A 26,472-nucleotide genomic window follows, 5' to 3' on the forward strand; every position below is an offset into this window, starting at 1 on the left:
GTGGCAAAAGGCCGAATCCGCTTGACCTTTTGCCTCGCACTCTGTTGAACCCACCAAGATATCAAAGACATCAGGTGGCGGTCCCCCATGGACGATCAAAACAAGAACCTCATTCTTGCAACTGCGCTCAGCTTTGCTGTGATCCTCGTATGGTTTGTGCTTTTCCCGCCACCAGAACCGGATACGCCTATTGACGGCACCAGCGCCGTTCAGACGACTGGGTCAACGGCCGACACAACTGTGGCAACGACCCCCTCAGTAGACGCGCCCGTCGCGGTTCCGACGCAGGCTCCGAAAGCACTGGCTGAAGCGCCACGTGCGTCAATCGAAACGCCACGCCTAACGGGTTCTATAAGCCTTCTGGGTGGACGTATTGATGAACTGAAACTGAACGACTACCGCGAGACCACGGAACCAGACGCCGACATTGTTACACTTCTGGCCCCAGTTGGCAGCGAAGACCCCTATTACGCATTGTTTGGATGGGCGGCGAGCACAGGCGTTACACCGGACGCGGTCCCGGGACCTGATACGGAATGGACGCTAAGCGACGGCGACGTGTTGCGTCCCGATGCACCCATTACACTCAGCTGGGACAATGGCGCGGGCCTTGTGTTCAACCGGACATATGAAGTCGACGCCGATTTTATGTTCACCGTTACGCAAAGCGTGCAAAACAACGGCTCTGCCGACGCGTCTATGGCGCCTTACGGCATCCTTGCCCGCCATGGCGAGCCTGACAATCTGAAAGGGTTCTTCGTTTTGCACGAAGGCCTGGTCACGATGACGGACGAACTGACCGAAACCGATTGGGACAACATTCCGGATTTTGACGTGCATCCCAAAGAAGGGGTGCCTGCAGAACGCAATGAAGACATTCAAAACGGCTGGATTGGCATTACCGACCACTACTGGATGACAACCCTGATCCCACCGGCAGACACAAATGCGCGTCTGACGGCCAAGTACTACCCGCGGACGGATATCTATCAGACCGAAACCGTGATGCCGAAAGTGACCATCGCACCGGGTGCCAGTGCCACAAACACATTGCGCGTGTTTGCCGGTGCCAAGGAATGGGAAACCATCCGCGAATACCAATCCGAAGGCGTGACAAGCTTTATCGATAGCATCGACTGGGGTTGGTTCTTTTTCCTGACCAAACCTATCTTCTGGCTGTTGCACGAACTGAACAAGCTGATCGGCAACATGGGGTGGTCCATCATCGGGCTGACTTTGATCATCAAGGCCGTTCTATTCCCGCTGGCTTACAAATCTTACGTCTCGATGGCGAAAATGAAAGAACTTCAGCCACAGATGGAAAAGCTGAAGGAAGCGGCAGGCGACGACCGTCAAAAAATGCAACAAGGCATGATGGAGCTGTACAAGAAAGAAAAGGTAAACCCCGCTGCGGGATGTCTGCCTATTCTGCTTCAAATTCCCATCTTCTTTTCATTGTACAAAGTGATCTTTGTCACAATCGAACTGCGCCACGCCCCTTGGCTTGGGCCGTTTCAGGATCTGTCAGCACCAGATCCGACATCCTTGCTAAACCTGTTCGGTCTGTTGCCCAACAGCGCACCAGAACCCGGTTCGATCATGGCTTTGGTCTTCATCGGTATCTTGCCCCTGCTTTTGGGTATCTCCATGTGGTTGCAGCAAAAACTTAACCCGGCCCCCACAGACCCCACGCAGCAAATGATCTTCGCTTGGATGCCTTGGGTATTCATGTTCATGTTGGGTGGTTTCGCCAGTGGTCTCGTTGTCTACTGGATTGCAAACAACACCATCACGTTTACGCAGCAGTACCTGATCATGCGCAGCCAGGGCTACAAACCTGATGTCTTTGGAAACATCATGAAAAGTTTCCGCCGCAAAACTGAAACGGACAGCAAGTAATGTCACATGTGGCCAGTCTTTGGCGTCATCCCATAAAAGGATATGGTCGCGAAGCGATAGACAAAGTGATCTTTGCAGCTGGGCAATCCATGCCTTGGGACCGAGTTTGGGCTGTCGCACATGAAGCTTCCAAAGCGGAACCGGGCGAATGGGCCAAATGCGGTAACTTTGGTCGTGCTGCAAAAGCACCAGCTTTGATGGCGGTCACAGCCGCCTTGGACGAGACGTCCGAGACGATCACCTTGTCGCATCCAGACTTGCCTGATCTGACGTTCAAACCGGATGAAACTCCAAACGCCTTAATCGACTGGACTGCTTCGCTGGTTTCTAAAGATCGCGCGGTGCCAAGCCACATTATGCGGCTGGACGGGCGCGGATATACCGACAGCCCGTTTGCGTCTGTCTCATTGTGCAATATGGCGTCTCATAAAGCTGTAGAGACCCATTTGGGCACCGGGCTGTCTATTCACCGGTGGCGTGGAAACGTTTGGATTGATGGGCTTGCGCCATGGGAAGAAATGTCATGGGGCGGCAAAATCATCCGAATTGGTGGCTGCGTGTTCAAAGCCCGTGAACTTGCGACACGCTGCATGTCGACGGCTTCGAACCCTGACACCGGGGTGCGGGATGCCGATACATTGGGTGCGCTCGATCACTTTGGGCATCAAGAATTCAGTATGCTTGCTGAAGTCATAGAAACAGGTCCTGTCGCCGTTGGCGACACTGTCGAGGTGCTTTGATGCAAATGCCATTTCCCATCGCCGAAGAACCCGACGCGCAAACGAAAGAGCGCGGGCGTCTGTTGTTTGCTGGCGAAACAGAGTTTGTGAAAGGCGTCGTTGCCATGTCAGGCCTGCCGGAAGCGGACCGCATGGAAGTCTGTTTTGCAGGGCGATCCAATGTCGGGAAATCCACATTAATCAACGCATTGACGGGTCGCAAAGGGTTGGCACGGGCCTCGAACACCCCGGGCCGTACACAAGAAATCAACTATTTTACTGCGGGAGACGACCTATATCTTGTCGACCTTCCGGGCTACGGCTACGCAAACGCCCCTTTATCTGTTGTCGAAAAGTGGCAACGCCTTTTGAAGCAATATTTGTCAGGCCGCCAAACCCTGCGCCGTGCCTTTGTGCTGATTGACGGGCGCCACGGCGTCAAACAGGTCGATGAAGAAATCATGTCCCTGTTAGACAGCGCGGCCGTCACCTTTCAATGTGTGCTGACGAAAGCGGACAAGGTGAAAGAAAAAGACCGGCAAAAGGTTCTTGATGTGACCCGTGCCGCACTTGCAAAACACCCCGCCGCCTATCCAGAGATCTTGTTGACCTCCTCCGAAAAAGGCGACGGTATCCCCACATTGCGTAGCATCATTGCCACCTTGGAATAACGCCCCTTACGGCTTTTTGCGCGGCACTGCCAAGGGTTAGGCCACACAATGGCTTGCACCCCCGCATTGCATTTCCCATAACCGTACACAAAGGGTCAGGGATGAGAAGACAAGATATGAATCGCGATTGGATCGCCACCGCAGAAACCCTAAGCAGCGCCCTGCCCTATATGCAGCGCTATGCGGGGGCCACTGTTGTTATCAAGCTGGGCGGTCATGCCATGGGCAGTGATGCAGGGATGGCCAGCTTTGCCCGCGATGTTGTTTTGATGCGTCAAGTCGGCATGAACCCTGTCATTGTCCACGGCGGTGGCCCCATGATCAACGCGATGCTGGAACGGTTGAACATCACGTCGGACTTTATCAACGGCAAACGCGTCACAGATGCCGCCACTATGGAAGTGGTTGAAATGGTACTGTCCGGCCTAGTCAACAAGCGTATCGTGCAGGCCATCGGTGCTGAAGGCGGGCGTGCTGTTGGATTGTCGGGGAAAGATGCCCATTTGATCACATGCACCCAAACGAACCCGGATTTGGGTTTTGTCGGCACCCCCACAACCGTAGACCCCGGCATTTTGCGCAACCTGTTTGATGGCAACACCATCCCTGTCATTGCCCCGTTGGGCGCAGGAGAAAACGGTGAAAGCTTCAACATCAATGGCGACACAGCGGCGGGCGCAATTGCGGGCGCTTTGAAAGCGGATCGTTTGTTGCTTCTGACCGACGTGCCCGGTGTCAAAGACAAATCCGGCGATGTGCTGACTGAAATCTCAGCCGCCCAAATCCATGAAATGACGGCTGATGGCACCATTGCGGGTGGTATGATTCCGAAAACCGAAACCGCCTTGAAAGCGATCGAAGAAGGTGTTCGGGCCGTTGTCATTCTGGACGGACAAGTGCCCAACGCCTGCCTGCTTGAGCTGTTTACCGACCACGGCGCAGGCAGCTTGATCCGTACGTAACAAGCCTGTGTCCAACCAGCGCTTGGCACGGGTGCCATCGGCATCTACACCTGTGGCATGGAACACGAAGTCTTCATACGTTTCGGCATCTTTTTAGGCTTGTTCGCGATCCTGGCCGCAATCGAAGCCGCAGCACCACGACGCAAGCGCCGCCAAACCCGCACAGCGCGGTGGTCCACCAATTGGGGTATGACGTTGGTGAACACGGCGACCCTACGTGCTATGGCCGTGTTTTTGCCCCTTCTCGCTGTCGGCGCGGCCACTGATGCCCAGCTCAATGGTTGGGGCTTGTTCAATGTGATTGATCTGCCGGTCTGGATCGAAGTTGTCTTGGCCATACTGATCTTGGATTTTGCAATCTGGCTGCAACACCTTATCACACACAGGGTCCCGCTTTTGTGGCGTCTGCACCGTGTGCACCATGCTGATGTGGACATAGACGTCAGCACTGCCATCCGGTTTCATCCTGTTGAAATCGCCCTATCTATGGTGTTGAAAATCGGACTTGTTTACCTGCTTGGTCCCGCTGCCATTGCGGTTATTCTATTCGAGATCCTGTTAAACGGCACCGCCATGTTCAACCATGCCAACATCAAACTGCCTTTGGCCGTAGACGCCTTTGTACGCTGCGTTCTCGTGACGCCCGACATGCACCGCGTACACCATTCAGTGCACCGCCACGAACACGACAGCAACTACGGGTTTGCCTTGTCCATTTGGGATCGCATGTTTGGCACATACATCGCCCAACCCGCCCAAGGTCACGACAAAATGGCCATCGGGTTGCAGTGGCAGGACGCGCGTCCCAGCAAATTGGGATGGTCGTTAAGGCTACCATTCTTTAAGAAATGAACTTGGGCACCCTCAAAACCGCCTGCGCGGCGCACGGTTTGTTCGTGATGGGGCATCTATCAGACGATGAAAACACATTGGTTCTGATTGGTGCCGATGCCGGTTTTTGGGATGCCTTCACACAAAACGCCGAATTCAAAGATGGTATGAAGAACCCGATTGATCGCTATTCCAAAAGAGTGATCGAGGGCATGGCCGACGGTGCTGTGACCCACTTCCCGTCTGACGGTCCCCCCTACGATCCGTTCATCGCTTGGGCATTGAAAAGCGGGCGATTTTGGCAAAGCCCGACGGGGATGATGGTGCATGATACCGCTGGGTTGATGATTTCGATCCGTGGCGCGATCCGCTTGCCCCAAACCATTGCTGCATCACACGCACCTAAAACCTCGCCCTGTGACAGCTGCGAAACACGGCCCTGCGTCACCGCGTGTCCTGTTGGTGCGTTGAATGCAGTTAGCTTTTACGATGTGCCCAAATGTAAGGCGTATCTTGATACGCCAGCAGGTGGCGATTGCATGGATCGTGGATGTATGGCGCGGTGCGCTTGCCCTGTCAGTCAAACCTTCAACAGACCCGACGCACAATCGGCGTTTCACATGAAAGCCTTCAACCCTAATAAGTAAGGCGGGCCTTGGCCCGCCTTTGCTTGATGATTTAGTGACCCAAAATCTGGCTCAGGAACAGCTGTGTTCGTGGACTTTGTGGGTTGTTGAAGAACTCTTCCGGTTCATTCTGTTCCACAATCTGACCCGCATCCATAAAGATCACGCGGTTGGCGACCTGACGTGCAAAGCCCATCTCATGGGTCACACACAACATGGTCATGCCTTCCTCGGCCAGCTCGATCATGGTATCGAGCACCTCTTTGATCATTTCAGGGTCCAAAGCTGACGTCGGTTCGTCAAACAACATGATGCGCGGTTTCATGCACAGGGATCGCGCAATCGCCACACGCTGTTGTTGGCCACCGGACAACTGACCGGGGAACTTGTTGGCCTGATCGGGAATTTTCACCTTCTCAAGGTAGTGCATTGCCACTTCTTCGGCTTCCTTCTTGGGTGTTTTACGGACCCAGATCGGCGCCAAAGTCAGGTTGTCCAAAATCGACAAATGCGGAAACAGGTTGAAGTGCTGGAAACACATGCCCACTTCCGACCGGATCTTGTCGATGTTCTTAAGGTCAGACGACAGCAATGTGCCATCCACCTCAATGGACCCCTGCTGGTGTTCTTCCAAAGCGTTGATGCAGCGGATCAACGTGGATTTGCCAGAACCGGACGGCCCACAAATCACGATGCGTTCGCCGCGGTTCACCGTCAGGTCGATATCCTTCAGAACGTGGAACGCGCCGTACCACTTGTTCATGTTCTGAATGGTGATTGCGATCTCGTCAGAGACGGCCAGTTTTGTTGCTTGGTCAGCCATGTCGCGACCTCCTACTTATGATCTGTTGCAAGGCGGCGTTCCAGCCACTGCGAATATTGTGAAATGCCGTAACACACGACAAAGAACAGAACCGATGCAAAGCCAAACAGCTCCCAATAGACTCCGTTCCATTCGGTAGAGGCTAGGATTGGACCACGGATCATACCGACAATATCGAACATCGAAATGACCGACACCAGTGTGGTGTCTTTGAACAGACCCACCGCCACGTTCACGATCCCAGGAATGGAAATCTTGAGCGCTTGTGGCAGAATGATCAGCCGCATCGCTTGCGGGTAATCCAAACCAAGGCTGTCTGCGGCCTCATATTGCCCTTTTGGCAAAGCGGCCAGACCACCCCTAATCACCTCGGCAATATAGGCCGAGGAGAACAGCGTAATCATGATCACAACCCGAATGAACAAGTCAGGATTTGATCCCGGAGGAAACAGATAGGCCAACATCACACTTGCCACGAACAGCAAGGTGATCAGCGGAACGCCACGAACGAATTCAATGAAAACCACGCATATCCACTTGATCAAAGGCATGCTGGACTGACGGCCCAATGCCAAAGCGATCCCGATTGGGATGGACAATGACACACAGGTCACACCCAGCATCATGTTGAACATGAAGCCCCCAAGGTCACGCGACGGCACAGACCGCATCGCACCTTCAGTGATTTCGCTGCTGGGGAAGATGTATCCACAAAGGATCCAGACGACAAATGCCGTCGCAATCCCGCCAAAGAACCCAAGCGCAAAATTCTGCGCCACAAAGCGCGAATAGAACACATAGGCTGCGACGATCCCCAAAAGCGCTGTCACGGGGGCCCAGATTGCCCCCCCCCAGATCAGCCAATAGGCCACAAACGGGAACAATGCTGTAATGATCAACAACTTGCGCGGCAGATCAAAGAACAGCACGGGTGCTGCAGCAAAGAACAACAGGACAAAGGCCAAGCCCGGACGCCAATATAAATCAGTGGGGTATTTGAACCCAAAGATCAGCTGGTTCCAGCGTTCCGTCAGAACCGCGAAACAGGCCCCTGATTCACCGTCCAAAATCTCGCGGCACGCCTTCAGGCTAGGTGATTCCCAGATCCCGTTCATGATCCACGGCAGCGCGCCGCTGAGCACAAGAAAAACAACATAAAGCGCAATTATAGTCAAAATGCTGTTTGCGGGGGTCGCAAACAAGTTGTCCTTCACCCACTTGACCGGACCAGCCGCTGTGTTGGGGGGGGGCTTTGCGGCCACTTCTTCTGTGCGCACGAAGGCGACTGAATTGGTTGATTGATCAGACATATCAGCGCTCCTTCAGTTTCATGGTGTTGTTATAGACGTTCATTCCAGCGGAAATGCTGAGCGAGATGACGAGGTAGAACAACATCAGCAAGAGCACGCATTCGATGGCGCGGCCCGTTTGGTTCAGCGTCACACCGCCCAACGTGCCCGTCACATCCATATATCCCACCGCAATCGCAAGCGACGAGTTCTTGGTGATGTTCAGGTAGTTGGAAATCAGCGGTGGAATGATGATCCGCAAGGCTTGAGGCAACACAACAAGGCTCATGGTGCGGCCCGGGCGCAGGCCCAATGCGGCGGCTGCCTCTGTTTGGCCTTTGGAAACCGCTTGGATGCCTGCACGCACGTTTTCCGCGATAAAGGCCCCTGTGTAGATCGACAAGGCAAACCAAAGCGCGATCAACGACCCACGGATCGTAATGCCGCCTTTGAAGTTAAAGCCTTTGAGTTCTGGCAGTTCAAACGACAAGCCGAGGATCAGTGAAACCGCAATCAGAGGGCCAAACCAGATCGCAAGGTTGGTCAGCAAGGTTGCGGGACGCTCACCTGTGGCTTCCTGAATGCGGGTCGCACGGGCCGTGACAGCGCGCGCCCCAAAGAAGGAGCCCACCAGCAACATCAGCACCAGCAGGAAATCCAATCCGCCACCAAAGCCGCGCTGGAAGAAGGGCAAGGGCGTGTAGATGCCGCGATTGGTGAAGGCAAACGCGTTGAACAACATGCTGGCTTCGGGCTCGTCCCCTCGAAAGGCGCGTGGCCCCGGCAGCACAGCCGTCATGATAGTAAAAATGATGAGGATCCAGATCAGCACGGGAATGTTGCGGAAAATCTCAACATAAAATGCCATCAATTTGGACACGAGCCAGTTGTTCGACAGGCGCAAAACCCCGGCCAAAACCCCAAAAACCGTGGCCGTGACGCAGGCCAGAAACGCCACAAGCAGCGTGTTCAGGATGCCAACAATTGCGGCGCGTAGGTTAGAGGACTGGCTGGTGTATTCAATCAGTCGCTGGTTAATATCGTAACCCGCTGGTGTGCCAAGAAAATCAAAGCTGATGTCCAAACCCTGTGCAGCAAGGTTGGTCGCAACGTTTCTGGCCAGAAGGAATATCGACAGCGCCAAAACCAAGGCTGCAATCGCTTGCAATGTAAGGGAGCGGTAGCGCGTATCGCTCAGAAGCATAGATAGACGGAACTCCCCTCTGGGAGGGTCGGTCATTATCGTCATTGGATTATCCCCGTTGTCTGGCCTGCTCAGAATGCGTCTACGCGCGGCTTGGCCAGAATTTGTCTAGGTCGTCTTATGTAAGATCGTTCTTTGCACCCCTAGAGGCGCGAAAAAAGGCGCAGGTCTGACCCTGCGCCTTTCAACTTTAAACTTAGCGGAAGGGGGGGCTGTAAAGCAAGCCGCCGTCTGTCCACTGTGCGTTCAGGCCACGAGCCAGACCGATTGGAGTGGATTCGCCGATGTTCTTTTCGAACACTTCACCGTAGTTGCCACCAACGGACAGAGCTTTCATCGCCCAGTCTGCTTCCAGACCCAGCATTTTGCCCAATTCGCCTTCGGCGCCCAAGAGACGGTTGATCTCTGGGTTGTTTGTACCGGCAGACATCTCGGTGATGTTTGCAGATGTCACGCCCAGCTCTTCAGCAGAGATCATCGCGTTCAAAGTCCAGCGAACAACGTCGCCCCATTCGTTGTCGCCGTGGCGAACAAGTGGGCCGAGTGGCTCTTTGGAGATGATTTCTGGCAACAGAACGTGGTCACCTGGGTTTTCGAATGTGGCACGTGTCGCAGCCAGACCGGATGCGTCTGTTGTGTACGTGTCGCATGCGCCCGCAAGATACTGCTGCTGGCCTTCGGCGTTTGTTTCAATAGGCACTGGCTCATAGGAGATGTTGTTGGAACGGAAGAAGTCCGCCAAGTTCAGCTCTGTTGTTGTACCAGTTTGGATGCAGACAGTCGCGCCGTCCAGATCCTTAGCAGAGGACACGCCCAATGCTTTTGGAACCATGAAGCCTTGGCCGTCATAGTAGTTCACGCCAACGAATGTGAACTTCAGGTCCACGTCGCGCGAGAATGTCCAAGTTGTGTTACGTGCCAGCATGTCGATTTCGCCAGACGCCAACGCCGTAAAGCGTGTTTTGCCTGTTGTTGGAACGAATTCAACGGCGTTGCCGTCACCCAAAACAGCGGCTGCAACGGCGCGACATACTGCGACGTCGAAACCTTTCCATTCACCGTTTGCGTCTGGTGCGGCAAAGCCAACCAGACCCGTTGTTACGCCACAGTTCAGCTTGCCGCGTGCTTTTACGTCGTCAAGCGTACCGGCCGCTGCTGCGCCAGCCGCAAGGCCAGCTACTGTCAGCGCACCAAAAAATACGGATGTTTTCATTTTAACCTCTTCCTGATTTTCCACCGTTTTTACGGTAGATGCTTTGGCACGTTATGTGCCTTAGGCGATACCACACGAGATTGCCTCGTTGGTGGCGCTTAGTGTGGTCGCAAACGTCCAAAAAGGTCAAGGGTGAGATGATCATTTTACCAGACAGAAATCCGTGATTGGACATCGATTACGCTTGCCTTTGCTTCAGCCTGCACGAGAAGCGTCAAAAAAGCGCTTTGCGTGCATAAAAGCAGTCTGTTTTACCGCAATCAGCGCTTGCGCTTCATCATCTTCGCCCCACTGTTCTTCTTGCCAAAGTTCATCCAATCGCGACATGGTCCAGATATCTTCGATGGGCATTTGATCGTAGGCCGCTGCAAAACCAAGAATCAGTGACCCCGACATGCTAACCAAGTCGTGAAACCCCGCCAATTCGAACGCGTTTAATGCATGTGTTCTGTCGTTCAACGTGGCCAGCGACGCGGGGTCTTGCGGGACGTGAATGACGCCAGTGCGTGGCTCAAGTTTGGCATTCAAAAAGGTTTCAGACCAGTTCAGAACCGGATCCCAAGCCGCCGCTTGCCGTGCCACCAATTCCGCAGGCGATTGCGCCCGATAACACAGCAAATCACTGTCGCCATAAGCTGCCAGCATGTCAGCCACTTCGGCGTGTTGCACGCGCACCTTGTCGATGGCGGCATTTGCGCTGCGGGTGAAAGGCATCGTGTTTGGGTCCACCTTTTCCAATTGTGCGTCCCATTCCGCTGCAATCGCTTGTGCCATGGCTTGCGTCGGTACATGTAACGCGGCCTTGGCCGGCGTCTTCACTGGACGACCATCAAGCTCCACGGCAAAACCACCGTCCACTTCCTGCACATCCGCGTTTGTCCAAAACCGTTTCGGGGCCCAATCGCTCATTGTTTGTTTTCCCACATCTCGTTCAAAACGTCAGGCAATGCCTGAAAATTATCAACCGTCCGTGTAGCGCGCCCCAGGCGATCGCGCCCATGATAGCCCCACGTCACCCCAACAGATCGCACGCCCGCACTCGCCGCCATGTCCATATCAAAGCTGGTGTCACCCACCATAACCGCATGCTGCGCATCGACGCCCGTTTCTTGCAAAGCGCTCAGGATCATCGCGGGGTGCGGTTTGGATGGGTGAAAATCTGCAACCTGCTGTGTGACAAATTTAGGCGCCAGATCGAAGGCCTCTAGCAACTTGTCGAGCCCCCGTTTGGATTTACCCGTCGCTACACCCAGCAAAACGTCCGGCACATCGTGCAGCGCATTCAAACACTCCAGCGCACCGGGATACAGCGGCGACGATGCAGCTACACCCGTTTCTTCGCGGTGCGCCATAAAGGCTGATTTATAGGCAGCGGACAGTGCCTCATGGGCGGCCGCGCTAGCGTTTGGGGCCAAAAGCGGCATCAACATATGCAAAGACAACCCCACGCCACCCAAAATGTCAGCCCGTTCAGGGGCCGCCAATCCGACTTCGGAAAACGCCGTTTTCATACACGCCACAATGACGGCCTGGCTGTCGATCAATGTGCCATCGACATCGAAAATGACCAAACGCAAAGGCGCGTCCATTACAGCGCCTCGAACGGATCTTCTGCAGCCAGATCTTCGGTCCATCCGAAGGTGTCCCACGCATGCACCATATGATCAGGCAGCTCAGCCGTCACAGTAATGGGTTTGCGCGTTTCGGGATGCTCAAAGCGCATCATACGGGCGTGCAAATGCAACTTTTTGGAAATCGTGCCGCCCAACTGTGCGCCCCATCCGTCACCCATGTTTTCTTGGCCTGACCCGCCATATTTGCCATCACCAATGATCGGATGGCCAATTTCAGACATATGGACGCGCAATTGGTGTGTGCGGCCCGTAAGCGGTTCCATCGCGACCCACGCGGCACGCGACGCCACGCGGTACAGCGTTGCATACAAAGTATGCGCGCGCTTGGCGCCGGGGGTGTTGTCCACATCACGCGGGTGCAAAGCGACCATCTTTTCGCCTTCACCAGAGCGGCCATGCCCGCCCGCCTTCACCACACCAAAGCGGATTTCGCCCAGATACGGCGTCGGCACGCCTGCCACCAAGGCCCAATAGATTTTGCGCGTTTGCTTGTGGCGCAATGCTTCGGTCAGCGATTTCGCTGCCATGCGTGTGCGTGCCAGCAACAACACACCCGATGTGTCTTTGTCCAGTCGGTGCACAAGGCGCGGTTTTTCGTCGTAGTCGAACATCAAGGCTTCACATAGCCCATCCACATGTCGCGTCTGACCCGACCCGCCTTGGGTGGGGAGGCCTGCGGGTTTGTTGATGGCAATGACGTGATCGTCTTTGTAAATCACGCAAGCACGGATCATCTTGGCATCTGCGTCAGAAACCTTGCGCTTGTGCTCAGGTTCCGGGGCCTGATTGTCCGGTAGGGGTGGAATCCGAATGGATTGGCCAACTTCAAGACGGGTCGATGCCTTTACACGCCCCCCGTCCACACGCAAATCCCCTTTGCGACACATCTTTTCAACACGCCCTTGCGGGATATGCGGAAACATCTTTTTGAACCACCGATCAAGACGCTGTTCGCCTTCATCTTTGCCCACTGTTAATATTTGAACACGGCTCATGCCGCACCTCCTTTGGCAAGCCAAAGGCCCGCAAAACAAGCCAACAGCGACAAAATCACCGAGGCCAGAACATATGTACCCGCCGTCGCCAACCGTCCATCCTGAACGAGGCGCATGGTATCAAGAGAAAACGTCGAAAACGTCGTGAAGCCGCCCAAGACACCCGTCATCAGGAAGGGCAGTAAAGCTGGCGATTTGTCCATCGCCACAACCCAAACCACGCCGATCACAAATGATCCACACACGTTGATGGCAAGCGTACCCAACGGAAAGGCAAACGCCATTCCCAAGAGATAGCGTAAAGACGCGCCCAACGCCCCGCCCAACGCCACAAAGATCATCGTTTTCATCATGGGGCGTCTGTTGCGTGTCGCAGCCCCAGAGTCAAGTTCAGCCTCGGGTTTCGCGCTTGGCGCGTAGCTTCGCAAAATAGTCGACGCGCTTTTTCAATTCGCGCTCAAAGCCCCGCTCCACCGGATCGTAAAGAACCGGCCGCCCCATGCCGTCAGGGAAATAGTTCTGCCCCGAAAACCCGTCTTCCGCATCATGATCGTAGGCATAGCCGTCGCCGTACCCTTGGTCCTTCATCAAAGATGTGGGGGCATTGAGGATATGTTTCGGGGGCAATTTGGATCCGGTTTCCTTGGCAGCACGTCGCGCAGATTTATAAGCGACGTAAGTTGCGTTGGATTTGGGGGCTAGGGCCACATAGGTCACAGCCTGCGCCAGCGCCAGTTCACCTTCCGGGCTGCCAAGGCGTTCATACGTTTCCCATGACTGCAGACACACTGCCTGCGCCTGTGGATCCGCAAGTCCGATGTCTTCAACAGCCATTCGCGTGATGCGCCGTGCCAGAAAACGCGGATCTTCGCCCCCTTCCAACATACGTGCAAACCAGTACAGCGCTGCATCAGGGTCTGACCCGCGCACAGATTTATGTAACGCACTGATCAAGTTGTAATGTGCATCGCCGCCTTTGTCGTATTGGGCCGCGCGGCGCATCAGGCGATTGCCCAACGCCTGCGGATCAAGCTTGCCTTCAACGGTCCATGCCGCAACCTGTTCGACCAGATTAAGCAACGCACGCCCGTCGCCATCGGCCATTTCAAGCAGGGCTTCACGCGCGTGCCCGTCCAATGGCAACGCGCGGTCCAGTTCTTGCTCTGCTCTTTGCGCCAAACGCTCAAGGTCCGCTAAGTCAAGGCGATCCAGTACCAAGACCTGCGCCCGCGACATAACGGCTGCGTTCAGTTCAAAAGACGGGTTTTCGGTGGTGGCTCCCACAAGCAGAATGGTGCCATCTTCCATATGCGGCAAAAATCCGTCTTGTTGCGCTTTGTTAAAGCGGTGGATCTCGTCAACAAACAGCAAAGTGCCCTGCCCGTTCTGTCGACGTATCTTGGCCGCTTCAAACACTTTTCGCAGGTCCGGAACCCCTGTGAAAATGGCCGATATCTGCACAAAATGCAGATCGGTTTCATGGGCCAACAACCGCGCTATTGTCGTTTTTCCGACCCCAGGCGGGCCCCAGAAAATCAACGATGTCAACGCCCCTGCCCCCAACATCACCGACAGCGGGCCCTCTGGCCCCAACACTTGCGATTGACCAATGACCTCTTGCAAGGTTTTGGGCCGCAGACGGTCGGCCAAGGGGCGTGGCATGTCCGGCTTGGGTTGGTCGCCAAAAAGATCAGACATCAGATGCGAAACCGCAATTGCACCCGCGATGCACCGCGGATCACTTCCAAACGCACCCAACGGCCAGCGTCTTGCAATGCGCGGGCCACATCTTGCGGCGAGGAAACATCTGTGTCGTCGACCCGTGCGACCACATCACCACGGCGCAGACCGACGCGCACAGCGACGGGGCCCGGATCAACGACCACGACGCCTTTTGCATTCAGTTGGAGGTTCAATTCATTGATCACCGCTGGATTGATCTGCGCCAAAGACAGCCCTTCCAACACATCGCGACGCCCCAAAATGGTGGCATTGCGCGGCGGCGTGTCTGGGGCTGCAATCAGCGACACCGGAACCGTATCCTGTTGCCCTTCGCGCACCCGCGTGACTTGGGATGTGTTGCCAAGGCCCGCGACACTCATCCGGAATACCATTTCGGATGGCGTGTTCACCGCCAACCCATCTACGGCCACAATCACATCGCCCACTTGAAAGCCTGCAGATTGAAAGGGGCTGACGGGGTGCATGCCGGAAATGACGATACCGCCGGGCAACTCAAGACCGAAGGTTTCGGCCATATCCGCGTCGACGGTTTGACCACTTAGCCCCGCCCAAGGTCGTGCAAACACATCATTGCCTGCATCGGCTTGTTCGACAAACGCACGCACCAGATCCGCTGGAATCGCAAAGCCGATGCCGTTGGAACCACCAGAGCGGGACAGAATCCGCGTATTGATGCCAATCACGCGGCCCGACATGTCGATCAAAGCGCCACCGGAATTGCCCGGGTTAATAGGGGCATCTGTTTGGATAAAATACCCCCGCCCATTGCCATTTGATGCGCCGGATCGCGCCAGACCGGACACGATTCCACTGCTGACAGTTTGGCCTACGCCAAAGGGGTTGCCGATGGCCAAGACCAGTTCACCAACCTGCACTTCGTCGCTGGGGCGCAAATCAAGGCTGGGCAAGTTCGAAGCATCCTCAAGCTGCAAAATCGCCAAATCACTGTCTTCATCCCCCAATAGAACGCGCGCAGAGTATTCCCGGCGATCGTTCAGAACCACGCGAATATCGGTGGCCATGCCAACGACATGGTAGTTGGACACAACGATCCCATCTGAGGTCAAAATCACACCGGAACCGAGAGAGTTTTGAACGCGCGGCTCGCGCGGGCCGCTTTGGAAAAAGCGTTCAAAAAAGGGATCTTCCATAAAGGTGTTGCGCCGCGCTTGGGTGACGCGTTTGGTGTATATGTTGACAACGGCCGGGGTCGCCTTTTGGACCAATGGCACGAAGCTGAGTTGAACTTCGGTCTGACTGGTCGGGACCCGCTGGTCCGCAAAAACAGGCAGCGTCAAAAGTGTAAGGGCAAGGCTGGCAAATATGTGTTTCATGTCAAAAGATATGCGCAGAGGGGCGCCCGCATGCAAGCCCTGCTTCGTACTCCCCGGATCTCCACAAACGAAAAAAGCCCCCACCATATGGCGAGGGCTTTCAAACTTAAAACGCAGTGATGCGTCTTATTCGTCGGCAGCTTCGGCTGCGGCAACGCGGGCTTTGTCTGCGGCGCCTTTGGCGTCGCGGTCGCGGTCCACGAATTCGATGATAGCCATTGGCGCCATGTCACCATAACGGAAACCGGCTTTCAAAACACGAACATAACCACCTTGGCGGTCTTTGTAGCGTGGGCCCAGAATGTCGAACAATTTCGTGACGTACTGGTCTTCTTTCAGCTTGGATGCGGCTTGACGACGGGCGTGCAAGTCGCCGCGTTTCGCCAAAGTGATCATTTTTTCAATGATAGGGCGCAGTTCTTTTGCTTTAGGCAATGTTGTTTTGATTTGCTCATGTTCAATGAGTGAGCCTGCCATGTTGCTGAACAACGCTTTGCGGTGCTCATGTGTACGATTCAGGCGGCGGTATCCACGTGCGTGACGCATATCTTAGTCTCCAATTTGGTGCCCTCTACGGGCGATTTTACTTTGTCTGGCCCACAATGCGTGTTGCGGACTCTCCTTGGGGTCAGTGTCTTCCGAAAGGAAGGCGCGAAACCCGATAATTGTCCGCCCTGAGGCGGACAATGAAAGGGCACATTCGGCCCAGTCTTTGTGGTAAGGTGGGCGTGTCGCCCACCCCTATGTCTTAAAAGTTATCTTCGAACTTTTTCGCAAGATCTTCGATGTTGTCCGGCGGCCAGTCTTCGACGTCCATGCCAAGGTGCAAGCCCATACCGGACAGCACTTCTTTGATTTCGTTCAAAGACTTGCGGCCAAAGTTTGGCGTGCGCAGCATTTCGGCTTCGGTTTTCTGGATGAGATCGCCAATATATACGATATTGTCGTTCTTCAGGCAGTTCGCCGACCGGACAGACAGTTCCAGCTCGTCCACTTTCTTGAGCAGCAGTGGGTTGAACTCAAGACCGTCGTCTTCGTCCGCACGGGATGCGGATTCAGGCTCGTCAAAGTTCACAAAGATGCCCAGCTGGTCTTGCAAAATGCGCGCTGCAAAAGCGACCGCGTCATCCGGTGTGATCGACCCGTCTGTGTCCACTTTCATGGTCAGCTTGTCGTAATCCAAGACTTGACCTTCACGGGTCGGTTGCACGTCATAGCTGACCTTTTTGACCGGCGAATAGATCGCATCAATTGGAATCAGACCAATGGGCGCGTCTTCCGGCTTGTTCTTTTCAGCCGAAACATAACCTTTACCCTGGTTCACGGTCAGTTCCATGTAGAGGTCGGCGCCGTCATCCAAGTGGCAAATCACATGATCGCGATTCAATACCTCAATGCCTGCACTTTCGGCGATATCACCAGCCGTCACCACACCTGGACCCTTGGCAGAAATCGACACACGCTTGGGCCCTTCGACCTCCATGCGGATGCTCACACCTTTGAGGTTCAAGATGATGTCGGTGACGTCTTCGCGCACACCAGCAACAGAAGAAAATTCGTGCAGAACGTTGTCGATCTGTACGGATGTGATCGCAGCCCCCTGCAACGACGACATCAAAACGCGGCGCAGCGCGTTGCCCATCGTCAAACCAAAGCCGCGCTCCAGCGGTTCGGCTGTGACTGTCGCCTGACGTGCCGGATCGTTGCCCGGTTTAACGTCCAGCTGTTGTGGCTTGATCAATTCAGCCCAATTCTTATGGATCATGCGTCCCTCCATTCTTGTCCAAGCCCCATGTCCCAAAAGGCGAAGACTCTCGAGGTTTCAAAAAAGCGTGTTGGGGCCGCGAGAAAACCCGCAACCCCAGTCGTAAAATCAAATTAAACGCGGCGACGCTTTGGTGGGCGGCAGCCGTTGTGCGCCATTGGCGTCACGTCACGGATCGACGTGATGTTGAACCCGGCAGCCGCCAACGCGCGCAATGCGCTTTCACGGCCAGACCCTGGGCCCTGCACTTCAACTTCGAGCGTTTTTACGCCGTGCTCTTGTGCCTTACGGCCCGCATCTTCCGCAGCCATCTGTGCCGCGTAAGGTGTGGATTTCCGCGAGCCCTTAAAGCCCATGGTGCCCGCAGACGACCATGAGATCGCATTGCCTTGCACATCAGAAATCAGGATTTTTGTGTTGTTAAAGGAGCTGTTCACATGCGCCACACCTGCGGCGATGTTCTTGCTGGCCTTTTTCTTAACGCGTACTCTATCACGTGCCATTGGTCAGACCCTCCCTTATTTCTTCTTACCAGCAATGGCCTTTGCGGGGCCTTTGCGAGTGCGTGCGTTGGTGTGGGTACGCTGACCGCGGACCGGCAAGTTGCGACGGTGACGCAGGCCACGGTAGCAGCCCAAGTCCATCAGACGCTTGATGTTCATCTGCGTGTCACGACGCAGGTCACCTTCGACGGTGTAATTCGCGTCGATGTGCTCGCGGACGGCCAAAACTTCGGCGTCAGACAATTCATTGACCCGGCGGGTCGCGGCGATACCAACAGCTTCGCAAATCGCTTTTGCAGAAGTGTTGCCGATACCAGTGATATAAGTGAGGGCGATTGGGACCCGCTTTGCAGTCGGGATGTTTACGCCGGCGATACGTGCCACGTGTCATATTCCTTTTCGTTGCGGGTCCGTAGTTCCAGACCCTTTTTTCACAACATAAGCCCGGAGCATCGACAGCACCGGGCGTCAGCTGATCAGGTGATCGTGCGCAGCAGGAATATCCCGCCTTGCATCTTGATTCTCGTCAGAGATAGCGCGTGTTATGGGCTTTTGGGAACAACGTCAAGCCATCTCCCAAAGCCGCCTTCACCACGCCACCATCTGTGCGCATTTGATACGACGCGCGCCGCAAACCCACAACCCATGGCGGTGAATTCAGGCGTCCAAAACCGCCGCAATCTGGTTTTGCACATCATCAATCGCGGCCAGACCATTCACCCGCGACAGTTTCTCTTTGGCGTAATAGTAGCCAATCAGCGGTGACGTCTGTTTGTAGTATTCCATCAGACGCGTCTTGAGGCTTTCCTCATTGTCATCCGCACGGCGTTTGAATTCTGTGTGGCCGCAGTTCGCGCATCTGCCATCCAACGGGATCGGTTTGGTGTTGTCGTTGTAAACTTCACCACAACCGGCGCAGGTTGACCGGGCCACAATACGGGCGACCAACGCGCTGTCATCGACGCGCATTTCGATGACGTGATCCAACGTCTGACCTTCGTATTGCAGCAGCTCACCCAACGCATCCGCCTGCGCAAGCGTCCGTGGAAAACCGTCAAAGATAAAACCAGAAGGTTGTTCCGCCGCAAGCTTTTCACGAATGAGCCCAATAACGATGTCATCGGTGACCAAAGCGCCGCGCGCCATGACATCGGCAACAACCTTGCCCATCTCCGTGCCGCTGTCTTTGGCATCGCGCAGCATGTCGCCTGTGCTTAGCTGCATCATGCCGCGTGTCTCAACAAGGTGACGCGCTTGCGTCCCTTTGCCAGCCCCGGGAGGCCCCAGCAAAATAATATTCATCGGCGGACGGGGCTCCGTTTTTTGCGTGGTTTTCCGCCAGTTTTACCGCGCAGTTGCGACTTTTCAAGCAGACCTTCGTATTGGTGGGCCAACAAATGGCTTTGCACCTGTTGGATGGTATCCATGGTCACAGAAACCACGATCAATACCGATGTCCCACCAAAGTAAAACGGGATAGCGAACTGCCCGCGCAGGATCTCGGGCAACAGACAAACAGCGGCCAAATACGCAGCACCCAACACCAGAATGCGGTTCACAACGTATTCCAGATATTCGGCGGTCTTTTTACCGGGCCGGATACCGGGAACAAAGCCGTTTTGGTTTTTCAGGTTATCCGCAACATCATCGGGTTTGAACGAGACATTGAACGTGTAGAAATATGCGAAAAACACGATCATCGCGACAAAGAACAACAGGTAAAGCGGCTGTCCCGGACCGAAGTTTGCCAGCAACCACGACATGATCGGATTGGTCGAATTTCCCGAGAACGTGCTGATGGTCACAGGCAGCAACAGCAGCGACGATGCAAAGATCGCGGGGATAACGCCGGCTGGGTTGACCTTGACGGGCAAGTGGCTGGAGCCGCCGTCATAGACCTTCATCCCAACCTGTCGGCGCGGATACTGAATATGGATCTTACGCAACGCGCGTTCCATGAACACCACAAACATAATGGTCGCGATCACCATCAAGATCACGCCAATGATCACAGCGGGGCTAAGCGCGCCCGACCGACCAGATGCGAGGAATTGCGCCAGTGCGGCCGGCAGTTCGGCGATGATGCCCACAAAGATGATCAGCGAAATACCGTTGCCGATGCCGCGTGCGGTGATCTGTTCACCCAACCACATCAGGAACATCGTACCGCCCACCAGCGTGATCACGCAGGCCGCCCGGAAGAACATGCCCGGATCCGTGACGATATCGCCTGCTTCTAGGCTGACGGCCAAGCCATAGGCCTGCAACGTCGCCAACAACACAGTGCCGTACCGTGTGTATTGGTTGATCTTCTTGCGCCCTTGTTCGCCCTCTTTCTTGAGCTGCTCAAATTTGGGCACCATCGAGGTCAACAACTGCACGATGATCGACGCGGAAATATACGGCATGATGCCGAGGGCAAAAATACCCATCCGCCCAAGCGCGCCACCGGTGAACATGCTGACCATGCCGCCGATCCCCTGCCCCGCCTGATCCATGAATTGGCGCAATGCGACGCCGTCAATACCGGGCACAGGGATAAACGTCCCCAGACGGTAGACGATCAACAGACCAAGCGTGAAAAGAATACGGTTACGAAGGTCCGTCGCCTTACCCAGCGCAGACCAGCTGGTGTTGGCGGCCATATTTTCGACGGCAGATACCATGGACGGGGCTCTCTTTTTATACAAATACGCCGCCCGTGCCGTTTTCCGGCGGGCGGCGTCTGGGAAAACTCAAGTGACTGTGTAAGCGGCGCGGACGCCGCCCACAAGCCTGAAGTCAGGTCTTAAGCTTCTGACGTTTCCGCGACCGCCGCAGTGACGGTCAAAGACCCACCTGCTTTTGCGACTGCATCAACCGCAGATTTGGACGCACCTGTCACAGACAGGTCCAATTTCGACGTGACATCGCCCTTTGCGAGCACACGGATACCGTCGCGCTTGCGACGTACCAAACCGCTTTCGATCAAAACGTCTTCGGTGATCGCAGTTTTCGCGTCGATTTTACCAGCATCGATGAATTTCTGGATCAGGCCCAGGTTCACAACGGCAAATTCTTTGCGGTTCGGCTTGTTAAAGCCACGCTTTGGCAGACGTTGGTACAAGGGCATTTGGCCGCCTTCGTATCCATTGATCGCCACACCCGAGCGGGATTTTTGACCTTTGATACCACGGCCACCCATTTTACCGGTGCCGGAACCCGGACCACGGCCAACGCGCTTGCGTTTTTTGGTGGCGCCTGCGTTGTCAGACAGTTCATTCAGTTTCATTGTCGCTTCTCCTTTTGCCGGATGTACCCCCCAGCGACGGGAGCGGGTAAACGCGGCGTTTCGATTCGATATCACCCTTGGGATGATCGTGGGCGTATAGACGGACGCAGGCACGGGATCAAGTACCCAGTGCCCCCGAGTTAACATCTGGGGTCAATGGAAGTGACACGGCTTCTTGCCACCGTGTGCAATCACGCGCCCAGTACCAGAACCGAAAATGGGGCTTGCAGCGACTGGCGGGGCGCCCGTCGTAACAACAAAAACAAGCGCTATTCTTAGCAAAGTCATATTATTTCCAATTTAAAAAGCCCATGCATCCGATCCTAAATCCTGTGTCGCGCTTCAAATAATTAGCACGGCGCAAACATCCCACACAGATAATTGATTAAGAAACTCTACCGTTTCACCGCATGCTGAACCCTCTAAGACGCAGTACGTTCAGGTTTCCATTGCCGTTGTCGAGCCCTTCTTCAAGGCGCAAAAAACCGCCCCACAGTCATCTGTGGAGCGGTTTCGGAATTCTTAAAAAGAGCGTCATTCGCACCCTAGTCAAACGCAAGATCTATTCGTTTTCCTAGGGTAAGACTTTAGCCCTTTTCTTCGACGATCTCGACCATGTGGCTGATCGAGTTGATCATGCCGCGGACGGAAGGTGTGTCTTCCAGTTCACGGGTTTTGTTCATTTTATTGAGGCCCAAACCAATCAGCGTCGCGCGTTGCTTGGCGGGGCGGCGGATCGGCGAACCGACCTGCTTGATCACAAGTGTCTTGGCCATGCTTATGCCTCCTCAGCCGCGGGTGCAGCTTCTTCGCGCTTGGGCAGAATGTCCGCCACTTTTTTACCGCGACGTTGTGCGACAGACCGTGGGCTAGACTCTTTACGAAGCCCGTCCATGGTCGCGCGGATCATGTTGTAAGGGTTCTGCGAACCGATGGATTTGGACACAACGTCCTTCACACCCAACATTTCGAACACAGCACGCATTGGACCACCGGCGATGATACCAGTCCCCTCTGGGGCTGCGCGCATAACCACTTTACCGGCACCGTGACGGCCTTCCATGTCGTGGTGCAACGTCCGACCTTCGCGCAATTGTACACGGATCATCTGACGTTTTGCTTGCTCGGTGGCTTTGCGAATGGCCTCGGGGACCTCTTTCGCTTTACCTTTGCCAAAGCCAACGCGGCCTTTTTGGTCACCAACAACCACGAGGGCCGCGAAGCCAAAGCGCTTACCACCTTTAACGGTCTTGGACACGCGGTTGATCGCGACCAGACGGTCAGCAAATTCCGGTGTTTCGTCACGATCACGGCCACGGCCGCGACGGTTTTCACGTTCTGCCATTGAGAACATCCTTTGTTATCTGGGCAAGCGCCCGTTTGTCTCAATCCTGGTGGGCACATTGCCCCCGGATCATCGGGAGGGCCCGAAGGCCCACCACAATTAGATTTTCAAACCGCCTTCGCGGGCCGCTTCGGCCACGGCTTTGACTTTCCCATGAAACAGGAAGCCGCCACGGTCGAAATACGCCTCGGAAACACCGGCTTTCTTGGCGCGTTCCGCGATCGCCGCACCCACTTTTGTGGCCGCTTCGATGTTGTTCTTGCCAACCATACCCAGCGCTTTTTCCAACGTCGATGCGGACGCTAGCGTTGTGCCTGCGACATCGTCGATCAGCTGAACGCTGATGTTTTTGTTGGAGCGGTGCACAGAAAGGCGCGCACGCCCCACGTTTACCTTGCGCAGTTTGTTCCGAACGCGAAGACGGCGCTTGAGGAACAGATCTCTTTTGCTGTTTGCCATTTTTGCGGTCCTTACTTCTTCTTGCCTTCTTTGCGGAAGATGAACTCGCCTTTGTAGCGGATACCTTTGCCCTTGTAGGGCTCGGGCTTACGCCACTGACGGATGTTCGCAGCGACTTGACCAACAAGCTGTTCGTCAATGCCTTCTACCACAATCTCGGTCTGTTTCGGAGCTGTTACGGTCACACCCTCGGGCGCTACGTAATCCACGTCGTGAGACAGGCCCAGGTTCAACTTCAGGGTTTTGCCCTGAATGTTGGCCCGGTAACCCACACCTTGGATTTCCAGCTCTTTTTTGAAGCCCTCGGTCACGCCGGTGACAAGGTTCGCAACCATCGTGCGGGACATGCCCCACTGCTGCCGCGCGCGCTTGGATTTGCCGCGTGGCTCGATGGTGACAACATTGTCTTCGACTTTCAGGGTCACGTCATCTGTGGCCTTGAAAGTCCGCGTGCCCTTTGGGCCTTTTACTTCGATGGTCTGACCGCTCACGGAGGCGGAAACGCCGCTGGGCAGATCGACCGGTTTTTTACCAATACGAGACATCAGCCCCTCCTTAGAAGACGGTGCAAAGCACTTCGCCACCAACGTTGGCGCTGCGTGCTGCTTGGTCAGACATCACACCCTTGGGGGTGGAGACAATCGACACGCCCAGGCCCTGACGGACAACGGGAATGTCATTGACGCCCATGTAAACGCGACGACCGGGCTTAGACACCCGCTTCAGTTCGCGAATAACAGGTTCGCCTTCATAGTACTTGAGGCTGATCTCGATGGCCGGATGGCCGTCGATACCAGTCGTTTTCTCATAGCCGCGGATATAGCCTTCGTCCGCCAGCACGTCCAACACCCATGCCCGCAGCTTGGATGCTGGGGTAGAAACGGTGGACTTGCCGCGCAACTGGCTGTTCCGGATACGAGTAAGCATGTCTGCGATAGGATCGTTCATCTATACTCTCCTTACCAGCTCGACTTGACCATACCGGGGATCTGGCCGTTCGAGCCAAGGTCCCGCAGTGCGATCCGCGAAATTTTCAGTTTACGATAGTACGCGTGTGGACGGCCGGTCAGCTGGCAACGGTTGTGCAAACGCACAGCCGAAGAGTTGCGCGGCAGTTTGGCCAGTTTCAGAGACGCACGAAAACGCTCTTCCATCGGCTTTTCTTGGTCGCTCACAATCGCCTTCAACTCGGCACGTTTAGCGGCATATTTCGCCACCAGACGCTCGCGCTTTTTCTCGCGCGCAATCATTGATTTTTTAGCCATATCAATTCCCTCCCGATCAGCTGTTGAAGGGCATGTTGAAGGCTTTCAACAGGCTCTTTGCTTCAGCGTCGGTTTCCGCCGTTGTGGCGATCACGATGTCCATTCCCCAGTTCTCATCGATTTTATCGAAGTCGATCTCAGGGAACACCAGATGCTCTTTCAAACCCATGGCATAGTTGCCACGGCCATCAAAAGATTTGCCCGAAACGCCGCGGAAGTCGCGGACGCGTGGCATCGCAATGGTGATCAAACGGTCGAGGAATTCATACATACGGTCGCCACGCAGGGTCACTTTCGCGCCCATTGGCATGTCTTCACGTACGCGGAAACCCGCGATGGATTTCTTGGCCGTTGTGGTCAGCGCTTTTTGACCAGCAATCAACGTCAAATCGCCGACGGCTGATTTGGCTTTTTTGCTGTCGCGCACGGCGGCTGCACCGCAACCGATGTTCAGAACGATTTTATCCAGACGCGGGATCTGCATGTCGTTCTTGTAACCGAACTCTTCTTTCATAGCCGCACGAACGGTGTCTTTGTACGCGGCCTTCAAACGGGGGGTATAATTCGCTGTATCGAGCATTAGATCACATCCCCTGTTGTCTTGGCGAAACGCACTTTTTTGTCACCGTCCATCTTGAACCCAACGCGCGTCGCTTTGCCGTTGGCGTCCACATAGGCGAGGTTGCTCAAGTCGATCGGCATCGCTTTGGGGATGCGGCCGCCTTGGCTTTCCTGAGACTGACGTGTGGCGCGAATAGAGATATTCACGCCGTCCACGATGGCCTTACCGGTCTTGGGCGCCACGGACGAGATCGTCCCTGTTTTGCCTTTGTCCTTGCCAGCCAATACGATGACCTTGTCACCTTTTTTCAACTTAGCAGCCATGATTACAGCACCTCCGGAGCGAGCGAGATGATTTTCATGAAGTTTTTCGCACGCAGCTCACGCACAACTGGGCCAAAGATACGTGTACCTACGGGCTCGTTGTTGTTGTTGAGGATGACAGCAGCGTTGCGATCAAAGCGGATCGCGGTACCGTCGTCGCGGCGAACTTCCTTGGCGGTGCGAACAACAACGGCCTTCCGGACGTCACCTTTCTTCACACGACCGCGGGGGATGGCTTCCTTGACCGACACGACAATAATGTCGCCGACGGATGCGTATTTACGCTTGGAACCACCCAATACCTTGATGCACTGAACACGGCGCGCGCCGCTGTTGTCAGCAACATCCAGGTTGGTCTGCATCTGGATCATTTGGTTTCTCCCGACCTGTAGGGGGCGATGCGTGCCTGATCCCTAGGGTTTCGATTAAGCAGGGGTGCTTCAGGCCTCAGCGGCTTGCAACACTTCCCAACGTTTGGTCTTCGACTTTGGTGCACATTCAACGATGCGAACAGCGTCGCCCGTTTTGAATGTGTTGTTCTCATCGTGCGCCCGGTATTTTTTGGACTTACGGATGGTTTTCTTCAGAACCGGGTGCGTAAAGCGGCGCTCCACGGAAACGGTTACTGTTTGTGCGTTCGCGTCAGAGGTCACGACGCCGGACAGAATACGCTTTGGCATGGGTGCTCTCCTTACTCAGACGCTGCGGCCGAAGCCGCTTTTTGGTTCAACACAGTTTTCACACGGGCCGCATTGCGACGCGCTGTGCGCAGCTGCGATGCGTTTTCCAGCTGGCCAGTGGCCTGTTGGAAGCGCAGGTTAAACTGTTCTTTTTTCAGGTTGGCCAGCTCTTCGCGCAGCTGGTCAGGGGTCTTATCGTGTAGTTCCTTGGCGTTCATCGCCTTATTCCTTTCAACATCACAGGCAGGCCCAATGCGCATCGTTTTGTCCAATGCAATTGGTCACCCTGATTCCCGTGGAGTTCATGATGAAGGGGCCGTATAGGAGGGTTGCGGGCACATAGCAACCCCCTTCGG

At 55.1% G+C, this 26,472-nt stretch carries 34 protein-coding genes; 6 read left to right on the plus strand and 28 right to left on the minus strand.

The window, feature by feature from the left end; genetic code table 11:
- Positions 1-87: 87 nt before the first annotated feature.
- The 6 genes from yidC to ABJL60_RS10335 all read left to right on the plus strand — a co-directional run bounded on the left by yidC (position 88) and on the right by ABJL60_RS10335 (position 5,729).
- Positions 88-1,899 carry a membrane protein insertase YidC gene (gene yidC / locus ABJL60_RS10310; protein ID WP_348376234.1) on the plus strand — a complete coding sequence of 604 codons (1,812 nt, stop codon included), beginning with the start codon at positions 88-90 and terminating at the stop codon, positions 1,897-1,899.
- Positions 1,899-2,639: an MOSC N-terminal beta barrel domain-containing protein gene (locus tag ABJL60_RS10315; RefSeq protein WP_348376235.1), complete on the plus strand. Its 741-nt coding sequence runs from the start codon at positions 1,899-1,901 to the stop codon at positions 2,637-2,639. The genes yidC and ABJL60_RS10315 overlap by 1 nt, the downstream gene beginning before the upstream one ends.
- The gene (yihA, locus tag ABJL60_RS10320; RefSeq protein WP_348288697.1) at positions 2,639-3,289 is read left to right on the plus strand and encodes a ribosome biogenesis GTP-binding protein YihA/YsxC; all 651 of its coding nucleotides are present in this window, start codon (positions 2,639-2,641) and stop codon (positions 3,287-3,289) included. Before ABJL60_RS10315 ends, yihA begins: the two co-directional genes overlap by 1 nt.
- 101 nt (positions 3,290-3,390) lie before the next feature.
- Positions 3,391-4,251 carry an acetylglutamate kinase gene (gene argB / locus ABJL60_RS10325; protein ID WP_348376236.1) on the plus strand — a complete coding sequence of 287 codons (861 nt, stop codon included), beginning with the start codon at positions 3,391-3,393 and terminating at the stop codon, positions 4,249-4,251.
- A 57-nt stretch (positions 4,252-4,308) separates the two neighbouring features.
- Positions 4,309-5,103: a sterol desaturase family protein gene (locus ABJL60_RS10330; RefSeq protein WP_348376237.1), complete on the plus strand. Its 795-nt coding sequence runs from the start codon at positions 4,309-4,311 to the stop codon at positions 5,101-5,103.
- Between the two features lie 47 nt (positions 5,104-5,150).
- On the plus strand, positions 5,151-5,729 hold the full coding sequence (locus tag ABJL60_RS10335; protein ID WP_348376238.1) for a ferredoxin: 579 nt from the start codon (positions 5,151-5,153) through the stop codon (positions 5,727-5,729).
- Positions 5,730-5,760: 31 nt separating this feature from the next.
- Here ABJL60_RS10335 and ABJL60_RS10340 read toward each other — a convergent pair whose 3' ends face one another.
- The 28 genes from ABJL60_RS10340 to rpmC form a co-directional block, all read right to left on the minus strand.
- Positions 5,761-6,531, minus strand: coding sequence for an amino acid ABC transporter ATP-binding protein (locus ABJL60_RS10340; RefSeq protein ID WP_348288690.1), 771 nt, complete (start codon positions 6,529-6,531; stop codon positions 5,761-5,763).
- Between the two features lie 11 nt (positions 6,532-6,542).
- Positions 6,543-7,841: an amino acid ABC transporter permease gene (locus tag ABJL60_RS10345; protein WP_348376239.1), complete on the minus strand. Its 1,299-nt coding sequence runs from the start codon at positions 7,839-7,841 to the stop codon at positions 6,543-6,545.
- 1 nt (position 7,842) lies between these two features.
- The gene (locus ABJL60_RS10350; RefSeq protein WP_348376240.1) at positions 7,843-9,069 is read right to left on the minus strand and encodes an ABC transporter permease subunit; all 1,227 of its coding nucleotides are present in this window, start codon (positions 9,067-9,069) and stop codon (positions 7,843-7,845) included.
- A 151-nt stretch (positions 9,070-9,220) separates the two neighbouring features.
- Positions 9,221-10,237, minus strand: a complete 1,017-nt coding sequence (locus tag ABJL60_RS10355; RefSeq protein WP_348288685.1) for an amino acid ABC transporter substrate-binding protein — start codon at positions 10,235-10,237, stop codon at positions 9,221-9,223.
- Between the two features lie 195 nt (positions 10,238-10,432).
- A complete protein-coding gene (locus ABJL60_RS10360) occupies positions 10,433-11,146 on the minus strand; it encodes an ATP12 family protein (RefSeq protein WP_348376241.1) in 714 nt (237 codons plus the stop codon).
- The gene (locus tag ABJL60_RS10365) at positions 11,143-11,826 is read right to left on the minus strand and encodes an HAD-IA family hydrolase (protein WP_348376242.1); all 684 of its coding nucleotides are present in this window, start codon (positions 11,824-11,826) and stop codon (positions 11,143-11,145) included. Before ABJL60_RS10365 ends, ABJL60_RS10360 begins: the two co-directional genes overlap by 4 nt.
- The gene (locus ABJL60_RS10370; RefSeq protein ID WP_348288679.1) at positions 11,826-12,866 is read right to left on the minus strand and encodes an RluA family pseudouridine synthase; all 1,041 of its coding nucleotides are present in this window, start codon (positions 12,864-12,866) and stop codon (positions 11,826-11,828) included. The genes ABJL60_RS10365 and ABJL60_RS10370 overlap by 1 nt, the downstream gene beginning before the upstream one ends.
- Positions 12,863-13,219 (minus strand): fluoride efflux transporter CrcB, encoded by a 357-nt coding sequence (crcB, locus tag ABJL60_RS10375; RefSeq protein ID WP_348288677.1) that lies wholly within the window; start codon positions 13,217-13,219, stop codon positions 12,863-12,865. The genes ABJL60_RS10370 and crcB overlap by 4 nt, the downstream gene beginning before the upstream one ends.
- Positions 13,220-13,256: 37 nt before the next feature.
- The gene (locus ABJL60_RS10380; protein WP_348288675.1) at positions 13,257-14,564 is read right to left on the minus strand and encodes a replication-associated recombination protein A; all 1,308 of its coding nucleotides are present in this window, start codon (positions 14,562-14,564) and stop codon (positions 13,257-13,259) included.
- The gene (locus ABJL60_RS10385) at positions 14,564-15,943 is read right to left on the minus strand and encodes a trypsin-like peptidase domain-containing protein (RefSeq protein ID WP_348376243.1); all 1,380 of its coding nucleotides are present in this window, start codon (positions 15,941-15,943) and stop codon (positions 14,564-14,566) included. The genes ABJL60_RS10380 and ABJL60_RS10385 overlap by 1 nt, the downstream gene beginning before the upstream one ends.
- Before the next feature lie 126 nt (positions 15,944-16,069).
- Complete coding sequence (gene rplQ / locus ABJL60_RS10390; protein WP_348288672.1) at positions 16,070-16,489, minus strand: 50S ribosomal protein L17; 420 nt, start codon at positions 16,487-16,489, stop codon at positions 16,070-16,072.
- A 202-nt stretch (positions 16,490-16,691) separates the two neighbouring features.
- Positions 16,692-17,708, minus strand: a complete 1,017-nt coding sequence (locus tag ABJL60_RS10395; RefSeq protein ID WP_348502160.1) for a DNA-directed RNA polymerase subunit alpha — start codon at positions 17,706-17,708, stop codon at positions 16,692-16,694.
- A 113-nt stretch (positions 17,709-17,821) separates the two neighbouring features.
- Complete coding sequence (gene rpsK / locus ABJL60_RS10400) at positions 17,822-18,211, minus strand: 30S ribosomal protein S11 (protein WP_159974560.1); 390 nt, start codon at positions 18,209-18,211, stop codon at positions 17,822-17,824.
- A gap of 15 nt (positions 18,212-18,226) precedes the next feature.
- A complete protein-coding gene (gene rpsM / locus ABJL60_RS10405) occupies positions 18,227-18,595 on the minus strand; it encodes a 30S ribosomal protein S13 (RefSeq protein ID WP_348404246.1) in 369 nt (122 codons plus the stop codon).
- Positions 18,596-18,868: 273 nt separating this feature from the next.
- A complete protein-coding gene (locus ABJL60_RS10410) occupies positions 18,869-19,513 on the minus strand; it encodes an adenylate kinase (protein WP_348404245.1) in 645 nt (214 codons plus the stop codon).
- The gene (gene secY, locus ABJL60_RS10415) at positions 19,510-20,877 is read right to left on the minus strand and encodes a preprotein translocase subunit SecY (RefSeq protein WP_348404244.1); all 1,368 of its coding nucleotides are present in this window, start codon (positions 20,875-20,877) and stop codon (positions 19,510-19,512) included. The genes ABJL60_RS10410 and secY overlap by 4 nt, the downstream gene beginning before the upstream one ends.
- Before the next feature lie 122 nt (positions 20,878-20,999).
- Positions 21,000-21,482, minus strand: coding sequence for a 50S ribosomal protein L15 (gene rplO / locus ABJL60_RS10420; protein WP_348404243.1), 483 nt, complete (start codon positions 21,480-21,482; stop codon positions 21,000-21,002).
- Positions 21,483-22,069: 587 nt separating this feature from the next.
- Complete coding sequence (gene rpmD / locus ABJL60_RS10425; RefSeq protein WP_348404242.1) at positions 22,070-22,258, minus strand: 50S ribosomal protein L30; 189 nt, start codon at positions 22,256-22,258, stop codon at positions 22,070-22,072.
- Between the two features lie 2 nt (positions 22,259-22,260).
- A complete protein-coding gene (gene rpsE / locus ABJL60_RS10430) occupies positions 22,261-22,827 on the minus strand; it encodes a 30S ribosomal protein S5 (protein WP_348404241.1) in 567 nt (188 codons plus the stop codon).
- Positions 22,828-22,926: 99 nt separating this feature from the next.
- The gene (gene rplR, locus ABJL60_RS10435; RefSeq protein ID WP_348404240.1) at positions 22,927-23,286 is read right to left on the minus strand and encodes a 50S ribosomal protein L18; all 360 of its coding nucleotides are present in this window, start codon (positions 23,284-23,286) and stop codon (positions 22,927-22,929) included.
- An 11-nt stretch (positions 23,287-23,297) separates the two neighbouring features.
- Positions 23,298-23,831: a 50S ribosomal protein L6 gene (gene rplF, locus ABJL60_RS10440; protein ID WP_348404239.1), complete on the minus strand. Its 534-nt coding sequence runs from the start codon at positions 23,829-23,831 to the stop codon at positions 23,298-23,300.
- A 10-nt stretch (positions 23,832-23,841) separates the two neighbouring features.
- Complete coding sequence (gene rpsH, locus ABJL60_RS10445) at positions 23,842-24,234, minus strand: 30S ribosomal protein S8 (RefSeq protein ID WP_348404238.1); 393 nt, start codon at positions 24,232-24,234, stop codon at positions 23,842-23,844.
- Positions 24,235-24,245: 11 nt separating this feature from the next.
- The gene (rpsN, locus tag ABJL60_RS10450; protein WP_348404237.1) at positions 24,246-24,551 is read right to left on the minus strand and encodes a 30S ribosomal protein S14; all 306 of its coding nucleotides are present in this window, start codon (positions 24,549-24,551) and stop codon (positions 24,246-24,248) included.
- A 16-nt stretch (positions 24,552-24,567) separates the two neighbouring features.
- Positions 24,568-25,131 carry a 50S ribosomal protein L5 gene (gene rplE / locus ABJL60_RS10455; RefSeq protein WP_348404236.1) on the minus strand — a complete coding sequence of 188 codons (564 nt, stop codon included), beginning with the start codon at positions 25,129-25,131 and terminating at the stop codon, positions 24,568-24,570.
- Entirely contained in the window at positions 25,131-25,436 is a 306-nt protein-coding gene (gene rplX / locus ABJL60_RS10460; protein WP_348404235.1) for a 50S ribosomal protein L24, read from the minus strand. Before rplX ends, rplE begins: the two co-directional genes overlap by 1 nt.
- Before the next feature lie 2 nt (positions 25,437-25,438).
- Positions 25,439-25,807 (minus strand): 50S ribosomal protein L14, encoded by a 369-nt coding sequence (gene rplN / locus ABJL60_RS10465; RefSeq protein WP_007118848.1) that lies wholly within the window; start codon positions 25,805-25,807, stop codon positions 25,439-25,441.
- Between the two features lie 69 nt (positions 25,808-25,876).
- A complete protein-coding gene (gene rpsQ, locus ABJL60_RS10470; RefSeq protein WP_013963208.1) occupies positions 25,877-26,116 on the minus strand; it encodes a 30S ribosomal protein S17 in 240 nt (79 codons plus the stop codon).
- Between the two features lie 11 nt (positions 26,117-26,127).
- Positions 26,128-26,334, minus strand: a complete 207-nt coding sequence (gene rpmC / locus ABJL60_RS10475; protein WP_348404234.1) for a 50S ribosomal protein L29 — start codon at positions 26,332-26,334, stop codon at positions 26,128-26,130.
- Between the last annotated feature and the right edge of the window lie 138 nt (positions 26,335-26,472).

This window comes from Ascidiaceihabitans sp. (assembly GCF_039986515.1).
Classification (GTDB): domain Bacteria; phylum Pseudomonadota; class Alphaproteobacteria; order Rhodobacterales; family Rhodobacteraceae; genus Ascidiaceihabitans.